A 21,354-nucleotide genomic window follows, 5' to 3' on the forward strand; every position below is an offset into this window, starting at 1 on the left:
GACCGAACCATGCAGGTCGGGTCCCGCCGGTGTGTCCTCAACCCCCAGAGCGGCACGGCCGACCACGCCGACTACGTCGGCCAGCACCTCCGGGCGCGCGGCTTCGCCGTCACTGAGACGGAGAGCAAAGCGCACGCCATCGAACTCGGACGGGAGGCGGGGCGCGACGGCGTCTCGACGCTCGCCGTCTGTGGCGGCGACGGCACGATCAACGACGTGCTCACGGGAGTGTACGAGGCCGACGCGCTCGGCGACGTGACGCTCGCGGTCGTCCCGACCGGGACGGCGAACCTCCTGGCGGGAACCGTCGGCATCCGCGACGTCGACCACGGCATCGAGGTGGCCGACACGGGCGCTATCCGGGAGGTCGACGTCGGCGTCGCCGACGACCAGCCGTTCGTCGTCTCGACCGTCGCGGGGCTCCCGGCGGACGCGAGCACAGCGGCCTCGGACGGCCTAAAAGAACGGTTCGGCACGCTCGCGTTCCTCGTCACCGGCGCGCGCGAGACGCTCGCGTTCGATCCGCTCGACATCCGCGTCGTGACGGACGACGAGGTCGTCTTCGACGGGCCGGCGCTCTCGGTGCTGGTCGGCAACGCCCGGAAGTTCGTCGAAGAGGGCGGCCAGGCCGCGATGGAGGACGGCCGTTTCGACGTGGCCATCGTCGAGGAGATGCCGCCGACGAACGCGGTCGCCGAGGCCGTTGCCCACCGCCTCCTCGCCAGGGGGACCGAGGGCGTGACGCATCTCCGGGCCAGCTCCGTAACCGTCGAGGGAGCCGAGCCGATCACGTTCAGCCTCGACGGCGAACTGAAGCGCCAGGAACGGCTCTCGCTGTCGGTACGTCCACGGACGCTCGGCCTCCGTGTCGGCGAGGGGTACGAGCCGTCGCCGGGGTGACCAGCGAGCCGAGACCACGCGGTTCGGTCCGTGGGGCCTGCCGGCAAAGGTGTCCGGGGGCGGTCGGGTTATCGCCCGGAGTGGGCAACCTCCAGCAGTGACCGCCACGAGGGGACCACGGCGACCGCGAGCGGGCCGACCGGCCGCGACGCGCGCGACCGGTGGACGCTCGTCGCCGGGGTGAGCCTCGTCTCGGTCGCCCTCAGCGCGTACGAGATCTCGCCGGCCAGCGCGACGCCGCTCGTCCGCGAGTCGCTGGGCGTCGGTGCCAGCACCGTCGGCGTCGTGGTCGCCTGGCGCGCGCCCGAACCCTGACGAGACGGGCGGGGACTCCGGTCACACCCCACGACCACCCCCGACAGTCTTTTGCTCGGTCCACCGCTAACCCGGTCGACAGATGTCCTCCAGGTTCGCGGTCGTGCTCACGCTCTTGCTCCTCGTCGGCTCGATCGCCGGAGCGATGCCGGCTGTCGCGGTGCCCGACGCGCGGCTCACCGTCTCGGGCGTCGCCGTCACGCCGGGGACCCCCGTGACGGGCGCGCCCGTCACCGTGACCGTGACCGTCTCGAACGGCGGCGGGAGCCCCGAAGCGCTCGCCGTCGACGAGATCCGACTCGTCGAGGACGGCGACGTGGTCGCCCGGAGCGTCGACCCCGGCTCGCTCTCCGCCGGCGGCACGCTCACTGTCCCGCTGACGGCCCGCTTCGCCGACCCGGGACAGCACGACCTCACCATCCAGGTCCGCGGCCGCGACGAGGACGACACCCGCGTCGAGGTTCGCCGGCCGCTCTCGCTCGTGGTCGAGTCGGCCCCGCCGCTGGTCGAACTCAACACCACGGACCTCGTCGTCGACAGCGAGACGGCGGTGCCGGTCGTGGTCTCGAACCCGACGACCGACACGATGCGGAACGTCGTCGTCTCGCTCTCGACGGCGAACGGCGAGGCGATCGTCGACCGGCGGACGGTCGCCTCGCTCGCGGCGGGGGCCGAGACGGGACTCGACTTCACGGTCCGGGCCGCAGCGGCGGGCGACGCGACGCTCACCGTCCGGGTCGACTACACCACGGGTAGCGGGACGCGCGCGACAGAGACGTTCGAACACCCGGTTCGCGTGGCCGAACTCGACGACGACATCGGCGTCCGCGTCGAGACCGCACCGACGAGCGAGGAACCACAGCAGCCCGCCGGCCAGCTCGGGGTCCTGCTCGGCGGCAACGCGGGCCAGACGACCCGCGACGGCGACGGCGACGACGAGGCCGCGCGCGTGGAAGTCACCGTGACGAACTTCGGGAACGCGCCGATCGAGGACGTGGTGGCGACGCCGCGCGTGGGCGAGACGACGCTCGCCCGCGTCGGCGTCCCCGGACCGCTCGGGCCCGGCGAGGAGGCGAGCGTGATCGTCCCCCTCGAACGGGCACCCGGCGGCGACCTCGTCGTCGACGTCACCTACACGGTCGGCTCGGGGGAGGGAACCGCGACCGGGCAGTTCGACTTCCGGCCGCAGACGGGTGCGGTCCGGGTCACCGGCGTCGACCTCGTGGCCGAAGACGGCGTCGTCCGGGTGACGGGCAACGCGGGGAACGTCGGCCGCGGGAGCGTCACTGGGGTCGTCCTCGCCGTGGGGTCGGCAGCCGGCGTCGAGCCGGCGTACCCGCAGCGCGACTACTTCGTCGGGACGGTCGAGGGGAGCGAGTTCGCCCCGTTCGAGCTGACGGCGCGGGTCGACGAGGCGAACGCGACGGCGATCCCCGTAGTCGTGACGTACGCGGTCGACGGCGACGTTCGGGAAGAACGGCTCGAACTCCCGCTCAGAGACGACCTCGGCTCGGAGGAGTCGTCCGACCGGCAGCTCCCGCTGTCGATCTGGCTGGGGGTCGTCGGGGTGGCGGCCGTAGCGGCCGGCGCGGTCGTGGTGGTCCGCCGACGATGAGCTCACAGCCGCCGAACGACGACCCGACGAGCGGCGACCCCTCGGTCGACCCCCCGCTCACCCTCCGCGGCGTCACCAAACGCTACCAGAGTGGGAGCGAGACGGTCGAGGCCCTGGTCGACGTCTCGCTCGAACTCGCCGCCGGGGAGTTCCTCGCCGTCGTCGGCCCCTCGGGGAGCGGGAAGTCGACGATGCTGAACGTCCTCGGGCTGCTCGACGCGCCCACGGAGGGCGTCGTCCGTCTGCACGGCCGGGACGTCACGACGCTCTCGGACCGGGAGCTCACGGACGCCCGCCGGACGGCCATCGGCTTCGTCTTCCAGGACTTCCACCTCGTGCCCACGCTGACGGCCGCGGAGAACGTCGAGCTCCCGACGCTGTTCGCCCGCGACCCCGAGGGGATGACCCGCGCCCGCGACCTGCTGGGGCGGGTGGGCCTCGGCGACCGTCTCGACCACCGGCCCACGGAGCTGTCGGGCGGCCAGCAACAGCGGGTCGCCATCGCCCGCGCGCTCGTCAACGAACCCGCAGTGGTGCTCGCCGACGAGCCGACGGGCAACCTCGACCGCGAGACGGGCCGCGCCGTCCTCGAGGAGCTCCGGCGGATCTGTGACGAGGGCGTGGCGGTCGTTGGCGTGACCCACGACCCGCTCGTGACGGAGTACGCCGACCGCGTCGTCGAGCTCGTCGACGGCCATCTCCGGTTCCTGGACGGTGACGAGCCGTCCGAGAGCGGCACGACCGCAGGGGTGTCGGGAGTCGTCGGCCACGGGGACGAACACGAGAGCGGGAGAGGTGACGACCCGTGAGCCGGCTCTCGGCGCTCGAACGACGCGTTCCAGCCGTCCTCCTCGCCCGGCGGAACCTCGCGCGGACGCGACTGCGGTCGGGGCTCGCCGCACTGGGGATCCTGATCGGCGTCTTCGCCGTCGCGACGCTGGGCGTGTTCGGGACCGTCCTCGAGCTGTCGGCGACGAACGAACTCGGCGGCATCGGCAACCAGGTGATCGTGAGCCCCAACGCCGACTCAGGGCTCGACACGCTCACCGCTCGCGACGTGCAGGCGGTCGAACGCGTCGCCGAGGGGCGCGGAACCGTCGTCCCGCTGAAGACCGACGGGAGCGTCGTCACGGGCGGCGGCGACAGCACGTTCGCCCAGCTGTACGGTCTCGACAGTCCGCGCGCGCTGTTCGAGGCGGAGTCGGGCACGCTCCCCGCGACCCACCGCCAGGGGGCGATCGTCGGCCGCGAAGTCGCCACGCGGCTCGGCCTACAGGTCGGCTCCGTCGTCGAGATCGAGTCGAACCGGTACCGCGTCGTCGCCGTGCTCGCCGAGTCGGACAGCATCTCACCGATCCGCCCGGACAACGCCGTCGTCCTCCCGGCCGACGCGTTCGTCCAGTCGCAGTTCAATCAGGTCGTGGTGCAAGCCGACTCGGGGCGAGACGCCCAGGCAGTCGCTGCTGGCGTCGAGGCGCGGCTGAACGCCCGCGAACGCCGCGTCTCCGTCTTCGAGCTCGGGAGCGTCCTCGACCGGATCAACGAGTTCTTCGCGCTCCTCAACGGCTTCCTGATCGGGCTGGCGGCGGTGTCGCTCGTCGTTGCTGGCGTGAGCATCTTCAACGTGATGCTGATGAGCGTGAACGAGCGCCGCGCGGAGATCGGCGTCCTCCGTGCCGTCGGCGTCCACCGCCGGGAGGTGCTCTCGATGCTCGTCGTCGAGGCGGGCCTCCTGGGGGTGATCGGCGGCGTGCTCGGCGTGGTGTCGAGCGCCGCGGTCGTGCTGGGGCTCTGGCTGTTCGTCGAACAGATCGCCCTCGACGTGATCGTCGTCCCGCGCAACGGCCTCACGCTCGTCGGCGCGTTCGTCTTCGGCGTCGTCGTCAGCCTCCTCTCGGGGGCGTACCCCGCGTGGAAGGCCGCCTCCGAGCGACCCGTCGAGGCACTGCGGTCGTGACCGACCGACGAACACTCAGACGGAGCCGTCGCCGTCGTCGGCCGCACCGTCGAGATCGGCTGCGTCGGCCGCGACGTCGACGCCCGTGAACTCGAACCGTGCCCCACCGTCGGTGCCGTCGGTCATCCGCACGTCCCAGCCGTGTGCGGCCGCGATCTCCGAGACGATCGACAGCCCGATTCCCGTCCCCTCGTCGTTCGTCGAGTAGCCCCACTCGAACACCTGTCCCGACGCGTCGGCGGGGATGCCGGCACCGTCGTCCTCGACGAAGAAGCCGTCGGCGAGTCGACCGAGACGGACCGTAACCCCGTGGTCATCGGTATCGGTGTCCGTACCGGGGTCGGCGTGGGGCTCGTGGTCGTCACCGTTGCCGGTCGCTTCCGCTCCCCTGGTGAAGTCGTCGACCTCCGGTCGACTGCTCGTGGACCCGTGTTCCACGCTGTCGTCGACCCCCGGTCGACTGCCAGTCGAGCCGTGCTCGACGCTGTCACCGGCCCGTGGCCGGCTGCTCGTGGAACCATGTTCCACGCTGTTCTGGAAGAGGTTCGCGAACAGCTGCCGCAGTCGGGGTTCGTCGGCGACGACGACGCCGTCGACCGCCGCGACGAGCGTCGCGTCGTCCGGGTCGACCGTCTCCCACGCGTCCCGTGCGACCGCCGCGAGCGCGACCGGGGACGGGTCGTCGATCGTCTCGCCCGCGCGGGCCAGCGTCAGCAGATCGTCGACGAGCCGCTCCATCCGAGCGAGGGCCCGTCGTGCGCGCTCGAGGTGGTCGGCGTCGCCGGTCCGTTCGGCGAGTTCCAGCGATCCCTCGATGATACTCAGCGGGTTCCGGAGGTCGTGAGAGACGACCGTGGCGAACCGCTCCAGCTGGTCGTTCGTCTCCTGGAGCCGTTCGATCCGGTTGCGGCGTTCGACCTCGGCGCTCACCCACCGGCTCATCAGGTCGACGAGCGTCACCTCCCACTCCGAGAACGGCTCCGTGCGGGGCTGTTCGTCGTAGAAACAGAACGTCCCGTAGACGTCGTCGTCGACGTAGACAGGTGCCCCGAGGTAGCAGGCGATGCCCCAGTCGGTGAAGCCGGCCCGCTCGGCGAGGTCCGGCGCGTCCCGGGCGATGTCTGCCAGGACCAGCGTCCGCTCGGTGGTGATCGCCCGCTCGCAGTTCGTCGCCGACAGCGGAACCGTCTCGCCCGGCCGGATCTCGTCGTTCGGCGTGCGGACCACCTCGAAGACGTACTCGTCGCCGTCGATCGACGAGAGCGTCCCGTACCCCGTGCCGAGCGTCTCACACCCCAGTTCGAGCAGTGCCTCGACCCGCGCCGTGAACGTCCGGTCGCGAGCCGCGACGATCTCGTACATCTCGCGTAACACGGTCTCCTGCTCGGCGAGCGTCTCGCGGCTGGCAGGTCGATCCCGGTCGTCGGTATCCACACGCCGATTCCGGCGGGGAGTGAGCTCCCGGCCGACGCCGACGACAGTGGCACCGATGTCCTCGTCGCCCGTGAGGTCCGCACCATCCGCGTCGGTCTCGCCTCCCGCGAGGCGGTCGAAGCGGAACTCGTAGCGGACGCCGTCGTCGGCCGGACCGAGTCGGGCGTCGACCCTCGCGTGTCCCTCCTCGCGGACGGTCGCGAGCGCCTCGGTCACGGTCGCGCGGTCCGCATCGGCGACCAGCTCGGCCAGCGGCCGCCCGACGAGCCCGTCGCTGGTGCCGACGGCGTCGGCGAACGCGCCGTTCCAGGCGACGACCGCGCCGCCGGCGTCGGCGGTGACGATGACGTCGCCGACCGCGTTCAGCGCCGACTGGAGCGACGGATGTGTCACGACCTGTCACGTCCGGAGATTGTTGGAGGGAACACTCTGTCGTCCGCACGGCATCTATTCTGATAAACGTGCGGATGATGTGTCGATCAGTTGCCAGTTCTACCGGCGGTCGGGCGACGGGATAATATTGTATTTATTGTACACTACTATTTAGCAGTTCGGTCGCTTCCTGCGCGGGGAGAACGAACGAACGAGACAATCCCGTTCGGACCGCCCGGTCGAGCATGGAACGTCGATTCGACTCCAGACGCCGGTTTCTCCGGGTCGCCGGGCTGGTCGCAGTGACCGGTGTCGCTGGCTGTGCAGGCGGCGACGGTAGCAATGGTGGAGACAGTGGTGACGGGAGTAGCGGCAGCGGTGACGGTGGCAGTGGAGAGAACGGTGGTGACAGCGGCGGCGGAAGTGCCGGTGGTGGTCAGGGGCTCGGTCCGGTGCCCGACGAGTACGCCACGGCGACGGCACAGGACGGCACCGAGCGGAGTCCCGACAACGTCGCGGAGAAGTCGGCGGTCATGTACCAGTCCGAACCGAAAGAGGGCCAGCAGTGTACCGACTGCGCGTTCTACATCCCCGACGAGAACGGCGACGGACTGGGCGCCTGCGCGGTCGTCGAGGGGAAGATCGAGCCGCAGGCGTGGTGTTCGAGCTTCGTCGAGTACGAGGGATGAGACGCCGGACGACGGGCGGACGCTCCCGTCGTCACTCGGTGTAGACGGCGATCGTCCGCGGGCCGAGGACGATCGTGCAGTCCTCGAACCGGAACGAGACCGACAGTTCGTCGCGCCGACCGATGGGACCGTTGAGGAGGTTCTCGAGTGCCTCCGGGTCGATCTGCGCCGACAGCGGTTCGAGGTCGAGCGGCTGTCGCCGGAGCGCCGTGGCCACCGCGTGGACGACCGCCATCGCGATCGGTTCGTCCTCGTCGAGGCGGCTGACGTGGACGGGCTCGTCGGTCGACCCCTCGTGCGCGAGCGGAGGTGGGTCGAGACGATCGCGATTCTGGCCGTGGTCGTGGTCGTGTGAGGTCATCTCTCGGTGTGCGGTGAACGACATCGCGGCACGAAGACGGCCGCGCCAACCTCGCCGGTGTGTCGGTCGATACGCGTGTCGTCACACCCGGAGAATATCAACGTATCCCCTGACCACGTCGGTCGCTCCCGGCCGATCGGCCGCGTGATCGCTCGACGGCGGTGATCGATTCCCGTCGGTCGCCTGCGATGTGAGGAGACGCTCCCGGCGTCCCGTCAGTGGTCAGGTAGCGTGGTGTCAGCGTCACGCGCGACGTGGATCCGATGGCGGTCCGCATCGACGGTGCAGCCGGCGAAGCCGAACGAGACGGAGAGCGTCCGGGTGTCACCGGTCTGTCGGTCGACGAGCGCGTCGAGGGCGTCCGGGTCGACACGGAGATACAGCGGTTCGAGGTCGAGCGGAGAGCAGTCGAGGTGGGTCGCGACGGCGGAGACGATCGCGTGACTGCATGGGCTCGTCGTGTCGCGACTGTACTGGCGAGGTTCACCGTCGACCGCGTGACGGTCAGAGTCGGCCATTGACGTGGACCGTCATCTGACCACCTCGTACAGCCGTTCCACCGGAAACGAGGACAGCCACTCATCACCCAGGTTCGGGTGTCGCCAGTCGCTGATCTCCCGCCGCCGCCAGTCGTACGTCAGGACGCCCGAGTCGGCCAGGCACGGGAGGTGCTCGTGGTGGAGTCGAACCATCACCTCGTCGACGGTCTGCCCGCTCGGCGTCGCCTCCCCGCCAGTGGACTCCCAGTCGACGATCGCCTGCGCGAGGCGTCGCGTCGTCAGCGGCGCCTCCTGCCCGTTGAGATGAGAGAGGACGAACCGTCTGTGGGGGTTCCGCAGGATGTCGAGGGCCGCCCATCGAACGTATTCGTCGTACATATGTGCTCACTCGAAGAGACGTCCGGAGTCCTGCTAACCGATTACCCTGATATAACAAGTAACTCTCGCGCGACGCAGAACCACTCCGTGCCCCCGGACTCGCGGATCCGCGGGCGTACCGTCGATACGGACGGTGTACCGAAGCCGTTCGTCCGGGAACCACCAGTGCCGTCCCCGCTAGTCGGACGCCCGCCCGTGAACGGAACGGGCGTCGGCGATGGCCGCGGCGAGGTCGTCGACGGGCGGTGCCGTGAGCCACCGGTCGCCGACGGTCGGATGCGACCAGTCCGTCACGACGCCGGCGGCGTCGTCGTACTGGAGCACCCCGGCGGCGGCCAGCCGGGGGAGGTGGGTGTGGTGGAGCTGGGAAGCAAGCGCGTCGACGACCGACGTCGGCATCGTTCGGTCCTCCTCGAGGGCAGTGGTTCCGGCGACGACGTCCGACGAGGTCGAGTCGTACGCGAACACCCCGAAGGCGAGGTCGGTGACGGTGACGGGTGGCGATTCGCCGTCGAGGAGCGCGAGCAGGATTCGACGGTACGGGTGGTCGATGACTCCTCGTGCGACAGTGCTGGTGTCGTCGCCGTTCATCGGTTCGATCCGTAGGTCCGGGGCCGGGAGAGTAACTGATCGGCTTGTTATGTCCGGTCGTTCATATACCGTCTCGCGCGATCGACGGGCGGTGGCCGCGTGGAGCGTCGCGGGGGGTCGGTGCGACGGACGACGGAACCTCTTTGGACGCGGGGAACGGGCATCCGTCAATGATAGACGAGACCATCGCGCGGATCCGCGAGATGCGGACCCACAGCGAGTCCACGGTGGCGGTGGACGCGACGCTGGCGCTGGAGGAACTCCTCGACCGTGACTACGTCGGCGTCGAGGAGTTCGAGCGCGACCTCGAGCGGAACGCGGGTGCGCTCCGTCGGTCGAACCTCTCACACGCCCTGCTCCACACGGCGATGCAGGAGACCATCCGCGGCGTCGTCGGGCAGAACGAGACGCTCGACGAGGCGAAGAGCCGGCTCCGGGACACCATCGACCGGGTCGTCGACACGATCGAGCGGTCGAAACACGAGGCGGCGGCCAACGCCGCCGATCGGTTCGAGGACGGCGAGACGATCATGACCCACGAGAACTCCACCACGGTGATGGAGTCGATCGAGTGGGCGCTCGACGACGGCAAGGAGTTCACCGTCTACGTCACGGAGACCAGACCGCGGTACATCGGCCGGTTGACCGTCCGCGAACTCGCCACGTGGGACGGCGTCGAACCCCACCTCATCACGGACGGCGCAGCGGGCCACTACATGCGCGAGGTCGACCGAGTGCTCCTCGGGATGAACTGTCTCGTCGACGAGACCTACTACAACCGCATCGGCACCTTCCCGCTCTGTGCGGTCGCCTCGGTGCTCGACTGCCCCGTGACCGTCGTCGCCGCGAGTCGGAAGATCGTCGACGAAGGGTTCGTCTTCGAGAACGACATGCGCTCGCCGACCGAAGTACTCTCCGAACCGGCCGAAGGGTTCGTCGTCGAGAACCCCGCGTACGACGCCACGCCGCTCGAACTCGTCGACACCATCGTCACCGAGTCGGGCTTCCTCTCGTTCTGAGCGGCCCAGATGAGGTCGAGAGAAGACGGACTATTTCAGACATCATTCTTTTGGAACTGACTATAACACCCGAATAACAAATTGATTGAGGTGTGTGAACGAACTCGGGTACAGAATGTCTCGCCGCCGGACAAAATGTACATATTTTTATATTTCTCTCTATCGTATTAGTGCTCGATGCAGATACGTGAAGTATTGAGTTCCGTGCTGCCGAGCGAGACCGATGTGATCCACTTGGCAGTCTCGGACGAGACGATCGGGTCAGTCGGGGTCGATCGGATAGCAGATGGTCGGACATCGGTCCACTGGGTCACCGAGATGACATGGGACCAGTTCTTCGACGCGGCGGATTCGGACGATCGAATCACGGACGAGGCGTCCGTGCGGGTGTACGATGTCGACTCGACTGCGGAACCACGCCCCCTACAGTTCGCACAGCTTCGAGAGGAGTGGGACGAGATCGACGTTGAGTTCGTTCTCGTTGGAGCCGAAAACTACGACATCACCTGGGAGATGGATCCATATGGACTCGGTCAGAACGAAGTCGCGATCGCGTATAGTAACTCGATTACCGATGAGTTCGAGCATGTCGTGCAGATAATCGAGCGGGAATCGTGGACCGAACTGTCCTCGATGCTCCGTTCGAAACAGTACTACTCGCATCCGCTGTCGATCTACCTCAATCCGGACTTTACTGACGAGTCGTTCGGCGGATTCATCCTCGACCTCCTCACACTCCCATGGGAGAAGTTCACAGAGGTCAGGAAGGGCATGAAGCGGAGTGACATTGCGACCCTGATGAAGACCGTCACGAACGCATCCATGTTGCCGGCCATTGAGACGTACGAGAGCGACGAGGAAGGTATCGAACACCTCCAGAACGACGCGCTCTCGATGCTGAAAGAAGCATACGAGACGGGGACTGTGGTGACGGGTCAGCACGGGACTAGGAGGGCTTTGGAGCGAGGGACAGCGAGGCTCGTGTTCTTGGCGAAGACCGGGAACTCGGTGGTACGACTCGCGGAGTTGGCTGACGAAGCGGGAGTCCCGATGATCCTAATAAACAACAAGAGGGAGATCGGGGGAGCCCTTGACCGAAGCAAAGGGTTGTCCGCGGCTACCATCACTGACCCGGGAATCGCGAGCGAAAAGATGGAGCTGGTCATCATTTCCCTGAGCAAAACGGCCGGCGTCATGGAGGAACGTCCACTATGAGACAGAGGACCGTAGAATCGACATCGAAGTGCAAGAAAAAAATCTCCGGTGGGAAGTCCAGACTCGGGGTCCGGGCAGAGATCAACGTGGATCACTGTGAGGCCTGGTACAATTCGGCGCTGAAACACGACGTGACGATCGAGAACCGCAGAGTGTTTCCGATGATGATTCGGCTCAATTTGAGCAGCGCGAACGGATGTTTCAAATACGAAGACGCAGACGATGCTACGCTGACTCACGAGTTCTCGCTGGACCGAGGTACCGAGCGCAGTCCGTACCGATTCTCGAAGGGCTACGGCTTGCAACCCAATAAACGGCAGAAGACGATGAACCTCGAGAACTTCGTGACGGAGGTGCAGTACAAAGAAGTCCTTCAAATGAACGAGTTCCGGTCAGGCCCACGTCTGCATTTAGAGGTCGACATCATTGACGATTGACGTACCCGCGCTGGTGATCCAACTGGCACCGTTCGTCTCGGCGATTATCGTCGAGGTATTCGTCAAGAGTATCCGAACCGCGTCGTTCTCGTTCGAGGACGCGACCGAGAATTTTAAATTCTACGTACAGAGCGGCGTTGGTGGTGCTGGGACGTACGACGAAGTCGACGAAACCACGAAGGCGTACATCGATCAAAGAGTCGACCGAACGCTTCGTAAGACAAACGCGCAGGCGGCAATAACCAGCCATTTCGATTTGACGATAATCGCAGTCATCCTCATCTACTTCGGTCGGGTCGCCCAGAGAGACGGGTTAACCCCCTGGAGCGCGGTGTTTGGGGTATTCGTGGTCTTACTGTTGTTCTGGATGAAGGATCGTTTCAACGCCAAGATCCAGTCGTGGGACGAAGAGGAGTACGAGGAGCGTGAGGTCGTCCAGGGCCTGAAACGGCGACTGGGGTGGGTGGAACGACACGAAGCAGACGGGAACAAAGAGCTATCTGACGGAGGTGAAGGGGACGAAGCACCGGACGGTGGGTTCAGAATCGAGTACGGGCAGGGCGGCGTGATTGTTGCCCACAGTATCGCGATTCTCTCGCTATTGGTGCTGAACGTGTTTCTGCTCTAAGACCCATGCGGTTCAGTCCCCGGTGTAGGACGACCGGCGAGGTTCAGTTCACCCCTCGTCGACGTCGTGAAACGTCACCTCCCGGCTCTCGGTGTCGAAGACGGCGACGGTGTTGTGTTCTGCGGGCACCGTCGGGAAGTGTGCACCGGGGTTGACCACGACGCAGCCGTCGACGTCGTGGTGGTCGCGCTCGTGGTGGTGGCCGTAACAGACGAGGTCGTACTCGCCCGAGGACGCGAGTTCCTCGACCCGGTCCGTCGACTCGCCGTGCAGGACCGCGATGCGCACGCCGTCGAGCGTGAGCTCTGCGAGTCGCCCGTGGAGTTCGCTGCTGTTTCCGAGCGCGCGGAAGCCGGCTTCGAGCCCGTCGAGTTCGCCGTCGTTGTTGCCGAGGACGCCGTGGACCTCGAACCCCTCGAAAAAGGGGAGCACCGGCGGCGCGATGAAGTCGCCGCAGTGGATCAGCGTGTCGACTCCCTCGCGCTCGAAGACGGCGACGGCACGCTCGATCGCCACGACGTTGTCGTGCGTGTCGGAGATGACGCCAACCTGCATACCGACGCTTTCGAGCCGCGCCGGTAAAGTCGTGCTCCCCGGACCGCTCACGTCGCGTCGTCAGCCCGACTGCTCGCTGCAGACGAGCACCGGTCGCTCGGTGCCGAGGATGACCGTCTGGGTGACGCTCCCGAAGATCACCTTGCCGGTCGGGCTTCGCTTGCGGGCCGCGAGGACGATCATGTCCGCGTCCAGGTCGTCGGCCGTCTCGAGGATGGCCTCGGCCGGGTCGCCGCTGGACTCCGCGAGCTCCACGTCGACCCCGCCCTCCTCGAGTCGCTCTCGCGCGCGCCGGACCGCCGACACCTGTGTCACGGACGCGCCGGAGGGGTTGTTCGTGAAGTCGTGCAGGATGGTGACGTGGACGTCGCTCGGGTCTCGCGGAAGCCCGAGAACCGCGTCGGCTTCGCCTCGGGCGCGCGCTTCGCTCGTGTCGACCGCCATCACGATCTGGTACATACCGGATAGACGGTGGCGGGGTACGTATGAGTGGGGGGTCGTCACCACCTCGTGGGAGGCGTCGAGATGTCGCCACGGAACGTCCGCCCGTCCCGTGTTTCACGACACGTTATACAACTCGATTCCGGAATACGAACCTGTTACGAGGGTGGTAACTAACCCCGTCGCGGCCGAGTGGGGAGTATGAGAGCGAAGACGGGCGACGTGCCCGACGGAGAACCGGGGACGCTCGCCGAACGGGAGCTCGCCACGGCGTGGTACGCCGCGGAAGTGCCGGGGATCGTGGCCGGTCTGGAGGCGTCGGCCGCCATCTCGGGGACGACGGCCGCGACCGCCCGACAGTTGATCGACGCGGGCGCCTGTAACCGGGCGCTCCGAGTGGTACTGGACGAGGCGTTCTGAGCCACGACCACCCCGTCGCGGCGGCGACGGAGCGGTTCTTTTCGCGGCGTTCGATGTAGTGGGATCGACCAGCCCCCACGACCGTTGGCGACGGCTGATCTCCCTCAGATGAGGCAGTACCGTAATTTTTTTGGTATTTCTATATTAGATCACATTAGTTAATTGATATCGATACTGAGTCTCACGTCGAGAATCACTATTTAAGTACTATTATATGTCTTTTTTATATAGTAGGGAGCCTTCCGGGAGGAATCCAGCCGTCAGTTATCGATATCAATATCTGTATTTTGTCGATCACAGATATATACTCGGTCAAATTAGCCGTAAAGCAGACACAATGACGGCTGGCAACGGAGGCGACTCCGACGTGCAGACGACTCGACGAACGCTCCTGAAACTATCCGGGCTCGGGCTCGCATCGCTCGCGGGATGTACGGGAGCAGTCCCCACCTCGCCCGACGCGATCCCGTTCGGGTACGGCGGCGTTCCGGCGACGCACTCGGTAACCACGGTCGACGGGGAGTTCCGTGCGAAGAAGACGAGCGGGTCACAGGCCCCGCGCGGCCGGCGCATCCCGGGCCGTATTCAGGTCGAAGAGTACGACAACGGTGGCGAGGGCGTCGCCTACCACGACACGACGAGCGGCAACGAGGGTGGCGTCTACCGCGACGACGACGTCGACATCCGCGAGACGACCGATCGCGACGGCGGATACGAGATCGGCTGGGTCAAGGACGGCGAGTGGCTCGAGTACACCGTCAACGCCAAAGCCGGCGTCTACGACGTGCACGTCCGCGTGGCGTCGTGGCGCGACGGGAACAAGGTCCGCGTGAAATTCGACGGGGAGACGCTCGGAGAGGTGACCCTCCCGAACACCACCGGCAAGGACGAGTGGGCAACCGTGAGCATCCGCGACGTCACCGTTCCGAAGGGGAAAGCCACGGTCCGTCTCGAGGCGATCGGTCGGGAGTTCTCGCTGAACTGGATCGAGTTCGAGTTCGACACGGCCGAAACGCCCACGCCTACCCCCACGCCAACGCCAACACCTACCCCGACTCCTACCCCCACGGCGACGCCCACGCCCACACCTACCCCGACTCCTACTCCCACGGCGACGCCTACGCCCACACCGACTCCTACCCCCACGCCAACGCCCACACCTACCCCCACGGCGACGCCCACGCCCACCCCCACGGCGACGCCCACGCCCACACCGACTCCTACCCCCACGCCAACGCCCACGCCCGAGGCACAGTCGCCCTACGGTGGCACCGCGTGGAACGCGACGCAGCGCGTCGAGGCCGAGAACTACGACGTCGGCGGCGAGGGCGTCGCCTACTACGACGCCGACGAGACGAACCACGGCGGCGCCTACCGCGATGACGGCGTCGACCTCCAGTCGACGGACGACGACGGCGGCGGCTACAACGTCGGCTGGACCCGTGACGGCGAGTGGCTCGAGTACACGGTCGACATCGACGCCGCAACGTACGACTTCAGGGCACGGCTCTCGTCGCCCTACGGCACGGGGAAACTCCACGTCTACCTCGACGAGACCAAACTCGGCAGTCTCACCGTTCCCGACACGGGTGACTGGCAGGCGTTTCAGACCGTAACGCTGACGGACGTCGCGGTGTCGTCCAGCGGCGAGCAGGTCCTCCGGCTCGAGGTCGAGCGCGGGAGCTTCAACGTCAACTGGGTCCAGTTCGTCAACGAGGAGGAGATCGTCCTCGACGAGTACGAGTACGGCGAACACACCTACGGCGAGCACGGCTTCGGCGAGTAACGAAGCCGAGACAGCCGATCTCTGTCTCCACGGTGGATCGCCCATCGACGGCCACACCGGGTCGCAGGTCGCTGGTTCGACTGTCGGCATCCACACACTGATTACCGTCCCGTGTCGTCTCCCGCCCATGCAGACAGTCGTTCTCGCGGCGGGGGAGGGGACACGAATGCGGCCGCTGACGGCCTCGCGCCCGAAGCCGATGCTCCCGGTCGGGGACCGTCCGCTAGTGGCGCACACGGTCGACGCGGCGGTCGACGCCGGTGCCTCGCGCCTCGTGATCGTCGTCGGCTACGAGGCCGACGCCGTCAGGGAGTTCTTCGGCGACAGCTACCGTGATGTGCCTGTCACGTTCGCCGTCCAGGCGGAACAGCGCGGGACGGCCGACGCGGTCCGCGTCGCGGCGACCGAACTCGACGACGGCCCGTTCGTCGTGCTCAACGGCGACGCGCTCTACGACCTCCCCTCGCTGCGTCGGCTGTACGAGTCGGGCCCCGCGGTCGGTTCGTACCGCGTCGACGACCCCGCCTCGTACGGCGTGCTCGTCACCGAGGACGAAGAGACCGAGGGCGCACGCGGCGAAGTCCGGGTGACGGGCGTCATCGAGAAGCCCGCCGAGCCACCGTCGAACCTCGTCAACACGGGCGCGTACCACTTCCCCGGGGAGGCACAGGCGTGGCTCGACGTCGGCGAGTCCGAACGCGGGGAACTCGAACTCACGGACGTGCTCGAACGGACCTGCGGCGCGTTCGACGTCGCGGGCGTCCCGTTCGACCGCTGGCTCGACGTGGGTCGCCCCTGGGAGCTCATCGAGGCGACCGAGTGGAAGCTGGGCGAGCTCTCGCCCCGCGTCGAGGGTGACGTGGCCGACGACGCGGTCCTCGAGGGACCCGTCGTCGTCGAAGCGGGCGCACGGGTTCGCTCCGGCGTCGTCGTCGAGGGACCCGCGCTGATACGAGACGGGGCGTCGGTCGGCCCGAACGCCTACGTCAGGGGCGCGACGGTCGTCGGCGAGGAGGCGAAAGTGGGTCACGCCGTCGAGGTGAAGAACGCGGTGTTGATGGAGGAGGCGACGGTCGGTCACCTGTCGTACGTCGGCGACTCCGTCCTCGGACGCGACGTCAACTTCGGCGCGGGCACGACGGTCGCGAACCTGCGACACGACGGGGCCGACGTGACGCTCACCGTGAAGGGCGAGCGCGTCTCGACCGGCCGGCGCAAGCTCGGCGTGATTGTCGGCGACGGCGCCAAGACGGGTATCAACGTGTCGCTGAACACCGGCGTCGTCCTCTCGGAGGGCGCACGGGTGGGGCCGGGCGAGGTCGTGACGCGCGACCGGTAGCCGGGTCGTCCGTCGCCGACGTGCCGGTCGAGGAGCGTCTCGAAGTCTGTCTCGTCGGGTCTTCTAACAGGTCGCATCCGTGATAATAGATGGGCTTCTGACGTTCCCACGATCCGGAGAGCCACCGACGTGAGGTTCGGCCGTCGACGGCGACGGGCGGTCAGGCGTCCGATCGGACGACGGCGAGGTAGTCGTCGAGCGACAGGGCGAACGACTCGTCGGTCGGGAGGTCGACCCAGAAGTACTCGAACGTCCGTCCCCGCTCCTCCCCGTGGCCCGTGACCACGTGGCTCCAGCAATCCCGGCGCTCGTCGATGTCCGCGTGGTAGAAGTGTCTGACGTATTTCTTGAGGGGACCGTTGCGGCGCGTCCAGACGTCGGATGCGATGCGGCGAGCGCCGTCGACGGCGAGGCCGCTCTCTTCGGTGACCTCCCGAGCGAGCGCGACGTCGAGCGGTTCGCTCGGTTCGACGGTTCCCTTCGGCACCTGGAGACCGTCGTGTTCGGAACTCCGAAACACGAGCAACTGTGTCGCGTCGTCACGAGTCAGATACGCACAGACCTTCGGGACGTAGCTCGCCTGGTCCGGAGGTGCCGTCGGGTGGGTTCGTGCGGTCACCTGTGAGCTACCCATACTCTCTGGATAGGGATAACATCGGATAGTTACTCCAGTGATAACACCAGAGTAGGCAATGGTTACGGGTGGACGACACGCGTCGGTGGCCACCAGCGACTCGTCCGAACGGGGCGGCGTGGCCGGTGAGTATCACTCGACGAGCGACTCGTATCCGGCGTGCGCCGACTCCTCGCGCGCGCGAAGATACTCTGCAGCGACGACGGTCGACAGACCCAGCGTGACGGCGAGGGCGACGCCACCCCATCCGACCAGCGCGAACGGCGGGAGCGACAGCCAGGCGACGGCGACGAGCACCCAGCTCGCCGCCGAGAGCCCGGCATAGTACCGGAGCCACGTCGACGAGCTCCGTGCGTCCGCGGAGAAGATCTCCTGATCGAGCGCTCCCTCGGTGAGCGAGACCAGCCGTTCGTCCTCGTCGTACGTGACGACGCCCGTCTCCTCGAGCTTCGGGAGGTGGGTCTGGTACAGCGAGATGTACACGCGCTGTCGCTCCTCGGACGTGATCTCCGACTCCGGGATGTCGCTCTCGGCGGCGGCGATCATCGTCGCGAGTCGCTTGAGGCTCAGCGGCTCGTCCGCCTCGGAGAGATAGTAGATGATGTGGCGGCGCCGGGAGTTGCTCAGTATCTGAAAGAGTTCGTCTTTGGATCGTGTCGTCATCGATGGGCAGTCCTCGGTCGCCCCGTGGTCGACGGCAGACGAGACGAGCAGGTGACATTAGTCACACCGTACACGATTTTAAATCTTTGTTATCCAGGCAGTTCGTCGTCGACCGTCCGACGCAACCGCCGTCTCTAGTGCGGACACGACGACTCAGACGCCGAGTGGCCCTCATTCGGACAACCCACGCCCCGGAGTTCGCACGCGACTCGCGAGCGACATGTTCTGTCCGAAACAGTAATATTCCCGAGTGGCTAACAAAAAGGGTCCAGTGAGAGTATTACAAAGGGACACATGAGTATGTTCGAGTTAACAGGCTTCCAACGGGACCTGTTGTACGTGATCGCCGGTGCGGATCGGCCATCGGGACAGCAGATCAAGGAATCGATCAGCGAGGACGTCGGAGAGGTGAATCACGGCCGCCTCTACCCGAACCTCGACACGCTCGTCGAGCGGGGCCTCGTCGTGAAGGGGCAACACGACCGCCGGACGAACTACTACCAGATATCCGAAGAGGGGAAAGCCGCGATCAGACAACGGCGGGAGTGGGAAGACCAGTTCGTCCCGTTCGTGGAGTGACGGCTGCGCCCCGCCAGCCACCGCGGGCGCGTCCGATCACCGGCGAAAGTGCAAATACCCGATATGTAGACGCCCATCCGATTGTATCAGCAGATAATTAACCGACTGTACCAAATATCAGGTCTGAGTTTCTGATTCAGAACGTGGTTTGATGGCCTCGAATCTCGCGTAAAACCGTATTCTCCAGTTATCGATATCATCGTATTTCTGTTCGGCTCTGATTTCTGATCTGTACAATCAAGCATTCTGACTACTGTAATTACCGGAACACTTATCTCGTTAATGGTCCATTATCGGAGTATGGCACGCGAACAGGCGCGGAAGCAGTCCAGTAGTACCAACCACGTGAGCCGGCGGAACTACCTCCGGCTGAGCGGTGCAGTCGCGGTCGGCGCAGCCGGCACTGCGGTCAGCGGCCGGGCCGGCGACACCGGCGGAACCCACTCGGGAGACGTCCTGTCGGTCGTCGGAACGACGCCCACGCCCTCCACGTACGAAGTGACGGTGAGCGACGAGATCGTCCCCGGCCGCAACACGGACGCACTGAGCGTCCTCGGGACGACCGGACAGAGCGCGGAGGACGCCATCGCCGAGGGTGTCCGGAGCTACCGCTTCACGGGCGAGATCACCGACCTCCGACTCGACGAGGGCGCGGCCGTCTTCGTGAACGGTCTGCGCGTCGAACCGGACGCGATCGGCCAGTAAGTACCGGGCCGCACTGTTATCACTACCACAGGTTCGTGGTAGTGGGACGCCGACCGCCGAGCGGCGTGGCTCCAGGCCCGTCTCGGACGCGAGCCACGCAGTACCACTGGAAGCCAGCAGCGACGCGGCCGGCCGGCTCGGGAGATGACTGTCGACGTCGACGGGTCACGCCTTCGCACGGACTGTCGCGCGTCGCACGAGGGGCCGATTTCCGTCGCTCAGCGTCGAAAGCGGGTGTTCCGGGAAGAAGCGCAATTCGTTGGCACGCGAACCAGCGCACGAGACCCGGAACAGGTGGAAGGACGGCACATGCAAATATAAGTGTTGTGTGACCAAAACGCCGTCTAGCCGGTGACTCGCGGACGGGGCGGAAGCCGCGAGACGGGGCTTCGGAGCGAGTCACTCCTCACGCGCCTCGTCGACGGCGGCTCGCGCCGTCTCGTGCAATCGAGCGGCGGCCTCGGCGGTTCGCGCCTCGGCCGTGATCCGGACGATCGGTTCGGTGCCGCTCGCGCGCACGAGGAACCAGCCGTCGTCGTCGTCGATGCGGACCCCGTCGAGGGTCAACACGTCGTCGAACGTCTCGCCGAGTCGGGCCGACACCCGATCCATGATCGCTCGTTTGTTCGGGACAGCGACGTTCTCCCGCCGCGTCTCGTAGGCGGGTACGTCGGCCGCGAGGTCGGAGAGCGGCCCCGACTCCGCGACGAGCGTCGCGAGCCGGAGGGCGGCGAAGTGGGCGTCCGGACAGAGCGTCTCCGTCGGCCAGATCCACGCCCCGCTGGGCTCGCCCCCGAAGACGTAGCCCGCTTCGGAGACCTGTTCTGCGACGTGGACGTCGCCGACGCGGGTGTACGTCACCGCACCGCCCGCCTCGCGTACGACGTCGCGAACGAGGAGGCTGGTGTCGACCGGAACCGCGACGCGACTCCCGTCCCCTTCGGTGACCGCCTGTCGCGAGAACAGCGCCAGGAGGACGTCCCCGGAGACGAACGTCCCCTCGTCCGTGACGGCCATCATCCGGTCCGAGTCGCCGTCGTGTGCGATCCCGAAGTCGGCGCCCAGCGCCGCGACAGTCCGACACAGCCCACCGAGCGAGTCGGCGTTCGGTTCGGACTTCCGGGTGGGGAACCGGCCGTCTTGCTGGCCGTTGAGGGTGGTTACCTCGGCGTCGAGCGCGACCAGCGCGTCGACGGTGGGGCGACCCGTCCCGTTGCCGAGATCGACGACGACCGAGAGCCCCTCGAACGAAGGAAACCCCTCGACGAGGTGGTCGACCTGCCGATCGCTCGCGCCGTCGTGCGTCGTCTCCGAGCCCAGGTCGGCGAACCCCTGCAGGTCGTACGCCTCGTCGTGAATCCGGCGTTCGACCCGGTCGATGGCGGCCGCGTCGAACGCCTGTCCGCTGCGACTCCACAGTTTGAGGCCGTTGTCGGGGGCAGGGTTGTGCGAGGCGGTGACGCCGACCGCCGCGTCCGCGTCGAGCCACCCGACGTGTCGCGCCAGGACGGGCGTCGAGACGACGCCGACTCTGACGACGTCCGCCCCACACTCGCGGAGCCCGGCGCTGGCGGCGTCAGCGAGCAGTGCGCCGCTATCGCGGACGTCGCGCCCGACGAGGACGCGCTCGGCGTCCGACCCGACGGCGCGACCGACCGCCAGGGCCAGCTCGGCCGTGATCTCGTCGCCGACGGTGCCGCGGACGCCGCTAGTTCCGAACATGTCTGTGTCGACCGAGACGAGGAGAGTACAAGAGTCCATGCAGTGGCGGCCAACGGACGAGGTCGGCCAGCTCACCGCGAGGCCGTCGCGTGGACGCCG

25 protein-coding genes are annotated in these 21,354 nt (G+C 66.9%); 15 read left to right on the plus strand and 10 right to left on the minus strand.

The window, feature by feature from the left end:
- Positions 1–9: 9 nt before the first annotated feature.
- From FZP69_RS15695 to FZP69_RS15715, 5 genes are all read left to right on the plus strand, one after another.
- Positions 10–900, plus strand: coding sequence for a diacylglycerol/lipid kinase family protein (locus tag FZP69_RS15695; protein ID WP_152042325.1), 891 nt, complete (start codon positions 10–12; stop codon positions 898–900).
- 30 nt (positions 901–930) lie between these two features.
- Entirely contained in the window at positions 931–1,215 is a 285-nt protein-coding gene (locus FZP69_RS15700) for a hypothetical protein (RefSeq protein ID WP_152042326.1), read from the plus strand.
- Between the two features lie 82 nt (positions 1,216–1,297).
- Complete coding sequence (locus tag FZP69_RS15705) at positions 1,298–2,830, plus strand: CARDB domain-containing protein (RefSeq protein ID WP_152042327.1); 1,533 nt, start codon at positions 1,298–1,300, stop codon at positions 2,828–2,830.
- Positions 2,827–3,639 carry an ABC transporter ATP-binding protein gene (locus FZP69_RS15710; protein WP_152042328.1) on the plus strand — a complete coding sequence of 271 codons (813 nt, stop codon included), beginning with the start codon at positions 2,827–2,829 and terminating at the stop codon, positions 3,637–3,639. Before FZP69_RS15705 ends, FZP69_RS15710 begins: the two co-directional genes overlap by 4 nt.
- Positions 3,636–4,787 carry an ABC transporter permease gene (locus tag FZP69_RS15715; RefSeq protein ID WP_152042329.1) on the plus strand — a complete coding sequence of 384 codons (1,152 nt, stop codon included), beginning with the start codon at positions 3,636–3,638 and terminating at the stop codon, positions 4,785–4,787. The genes FZP69_RS15710 and FZP69_RS15715 overlap by 4 nt, the downstream gene beginning before the upstream one ends.
- A gap of 15 nt (positions 4,788–4,802) precedes the next feature.
- Here the strand turns inward: FZP69_RS15715 and FZP69_RS15720 are convergent, their stop codons facing one another.
- Entirely contained in the window at positions 4,803–6,614 is a 1,812-nt protein-coding gene (locus FZP69_RS15720) for a PAS domain-containing sensor histidine kinase (protein ID WP_152042330.1), read from the minus strand.
- Between the two features lie 224 nt (positions 6,615–6,838).
- Here FZP69_RS15720 and FZP69_RS15725 point away from each other — a divergent pair, with 224 nt between their 5' ends.
- Positions 6,839–7,282: a high-potential iron-sulfur protein gene (locus tag FZP69_RS15725; protein ID WP_152042331.1), complete on the plus strand. Its 444-nt coding sequence runs from the start codon at positions 6,839–6,841 to the stop codon at positions 7,280–7,282.
- 31 nt (positions 7,283–7,313) lie between these two features.
- Here FZP69_RS15725 and FZP69_RS15730 read toward each other — a convergent pair whose 3' ends face one another.
- From FZP69_RS15730 to FZP69_RS15745, 4 genes are all read right to left on the minus strand, one after another.
- Entirely contained in the window at positions 7,314–7,643 is a 330-nt protein-coding gene (locus tag FZP69_RS15730; protein WP_152042332.1) for a HalOD1 output domain-containing protein, read from the minus strand.
- Positions 7,644–7,858: 215 nt separating this feature from the next.
- Positions 7,859–8,161, minus strand: coding sequence for a HalOD1 output domain-containing protein (locus FZP69_RS15735; RefSeq protein ID WP_152042333.1), 303 nt, complete (start codon positions 8,159–8,161; stop codon positions 7,859–7,861).
- A 12-nt stretch (positions 8,162–8,173) separates the two neighbouring features.
- Positions 8,174–8,521, minus strand: coding sequence for a DUF7344 domain-containing protein (locus FZP69_RS15740; protein WP_152042334.1), 348 nt, complete (start codon positions 8,519–8,521; stop codon positions 8,174–8,176).
- Positions 8,522–8,698: 177 nt separating this feature from the next.
- Positions 8,699–9,112, minus strand: coding sequence for a DUF7344 domain-containing protein (locus FZP69_RS15745; protein WP_152042335.1), 414 nt, complete (start codon positions 9,110–9,112; stop codon positions 8,699–8,701).
- A gap of 170 nt (positions 9,113–9,282) precedes the next feature.
- On the opposite strand from FZP69_RS15745, the gene FZP69_RS15750 reads away from it, so the two are divergent.
- The 4 genes from FZP69_RS15750 to FZP69_RS15765 all read left to right on the plus strand — a co-directional run bounded on the left by FZP69_RS15750 (position 9,283) and on the right by FZP69_RS15765 (position 12,411).
- Positions 9,283–10,131, plus strand: coding sequence for a translation initiation factor eIF-2B (locus tag FZP69_RS15750; RefSeq protein ID WP_152042336.1), 849 nt, complete (start codon positions 9,283–9,285; stop codon positions 10,129–10,131).
- Positions 10,132–10,308: 177 nt separating this feature from the next.
- Positions 10,309–11,346: a L7Ae/L30e/S12e/Gadd45 family ribosomal protein gene (locus tag FZP69_RS15755; RefSeq protein WP_152042337.1), complete on the plus strand. Its 1,038-nt coding sequence runs from the start codon at positions 10,309–10,311 to the stop codon at positions 11,344–11,346.
- On the plus strand, positions 11,343–11,783 hold the full coding sequence (locus FZP69_RS15760) for a hypothetical protein (RefSeq protein WP_152042338.1): 441 nt from the start codon (positions 11,343–11,345) through the stop codon (positions 11,781–11,783). The genes FZP69_RS15755 and FZP69_RS15760 overlap by 4 nt, the downstream gene beginning before the upstream one ends.
- Positions 11,773–12,411 carry a hypothetical protein gene (locus FZP69_RS15765; protein WP_152042339.1) on the plus strand — a complete coding sequence of 213 codons (639 nt, stop codon included), beginning with the start codon at positions 11,773–11,775 and terminating at the stop codon, positions 12,409–12,411. Before FZP69_RS15760 ends, FZP69_RS15765 begins: the two co-directional genes overlap by 11 nt.
- A gap of 48 nt (positions 12,412–12,459) precedes the next feature.
- Here FZP69_RS15765 and FZP69_RS15770 read toward each other — a convergent pair whose 3' ends face one another.
- Both FZP69_RS15770 and FZP69_RS15775 read right to left on the minus strand, forming a co-directional pair.
- Entirely contained in the window at positions 12,460–12,966 is a 507-nt protein-coding gene (locus tag FZP69_RS15770; protein WP_152042340.1) for a metallophosphoesterase, read from the minus strand.
- A 60-nt stretch (positions 12,967–13,026) separates the two neighbouring features.
- A complete protein-coding gene (locus FZP69_RS15775; RefSeq protein ID WP_152042341.1) occupies positions 13,027–13,425 on the minus strand; it encodes a universal stress protein in 399 nt (132 codons plus the stop codon).
- Positions 13,426–13,608: 183 nt separating this feature from the next.
- Between FZP69_RS15775 and FZP69_RS15780 the strand changes: the two genes are divergently transcribed.
- The 3 genes from FZP69_RS15780 to glmU all read left to right on the plus strand — a co-directional run bounded on the left by FZP69_RS15780 (position 13,609) and on the right by glmU (position 16,952).
- Positions 13,609–13,827, plus strand: coding sequence for a harpin-binding protein (locus FZP69_RS15780; protein ID WP_240137656.1), 219 nt, complete (start codon positions 13,609–13,611; stop codon positions 13,825–13,827).
- Between the two features lie 337 nt (positions 13,828–14,164).
- Complete coding sequence (locus FZP69_RS15785) at positions 14,165–15,613, plus strand: carbohydrate-binding protein (protein WP_152042342.1); 1,449 nt, start codon at positions 14,165–14,167, stop codon at positions 15,611–15,613.
- Positions 15,614–15,740: 127 nt separating this feature from the next.
- Entirely contained in the window at positions 15,741–16,952 is a 1,212-nt protein-coding gene (gene glmU / locus FZP69_RS15790; protein WP_152042343.1) for a bifunctional sugar-1-phosphate nucleotidylyltransferase/acetyltransferase, read from the plus strand.
- A gap of 160 nt (positions 16,953–17,112) precedes the next feature.
- Here the strand turns inward: glmU and FZP69_RS15795 are convergent, their stop codons facing one another.
- Positions 17,113–17,586 carry an NUDIX hydrolase gene (locus FZP69_RS15795; RefSeq protein ID WP_152042344.1) on the minus strand — a complete coding sequence of 158 codons (474 nt, stop codon included), beginning with the start codon at positions 17,584–17,586 and terminating at the stop codon, positions 17,113–17,115.
- A gap of 132 nt (positions 17,587–17,718) precedes the next feature.
- On the minus strand, positions 17,719–18,249 hold the full coding sequence (locus FZP69_RS15800; protein WP_152042345.1) for a DUF7344 domain-containing protein: 531 nt from the start codon (positions 18,247–18,249) through the stop codon (positions 17,719–17,721).
- Positions 18,250–18,549: 300 nt separating this feature from the next.
- On the opposite strand from FZP69_RS15800, the gene FZP69_RS15805 reads away from it, so the two are divergent.
- Together FZP69_RS15805 and FZP69_RS15810 are read left to right on the plus strand one after the other, a co-directional pair.
- Positions 18,550–18,828, plus strand: a complete 279-nt coding sequence (locus FZP69_RS15805) for a PadR family transcriptional regulator (protein ID WP_152042346.1) — start codon at positions 18,550–18,552, stop codon at positions 18,826–18,828.
- A gap of 300 nt (positions 18,829–19,128) precedes the next feature.
- Positions 19,129–19,533: a hypothetical protein gene (locus FZP69_RS15810; protein WP_152042347.1), complete on the plus strand. Its 405-nt coding sequence runs from the start codon at positions 19,129–19,131 to the stop codon at positions 19,531–19,533.
- Positions 19,534–19,932: 399 nt separating this feature from the next.
- On the opposite strand, the gene glmM is transcribed toward FZP69_RS15810, so the two are convergent.
- Positions 19,933–21,255 carry a phosphoglucosamine mutase gene (glmM, locus tag FZP69_RS15815; RefSeq protein ID WP_152042348.1) on the minus strand — a complete coding sequence of 441 codons (1,323 nt, stop codon included), beginning with the start codon at positions 21,253–21,255 and terminating at the stop codon, positions 19,933–19,935.
- Between the last annotated feature and the right edge of the window lie 99 nt (positions 21,256–21,354).

This window comes from Salinigranum salinum (assembly GCF_009176545.1).
GTDB lineage: Archaea > Halobacteriota > Halobacteria > Halobacteriales > Haloferacaceae > Salinigranum > Salinigranum salinum.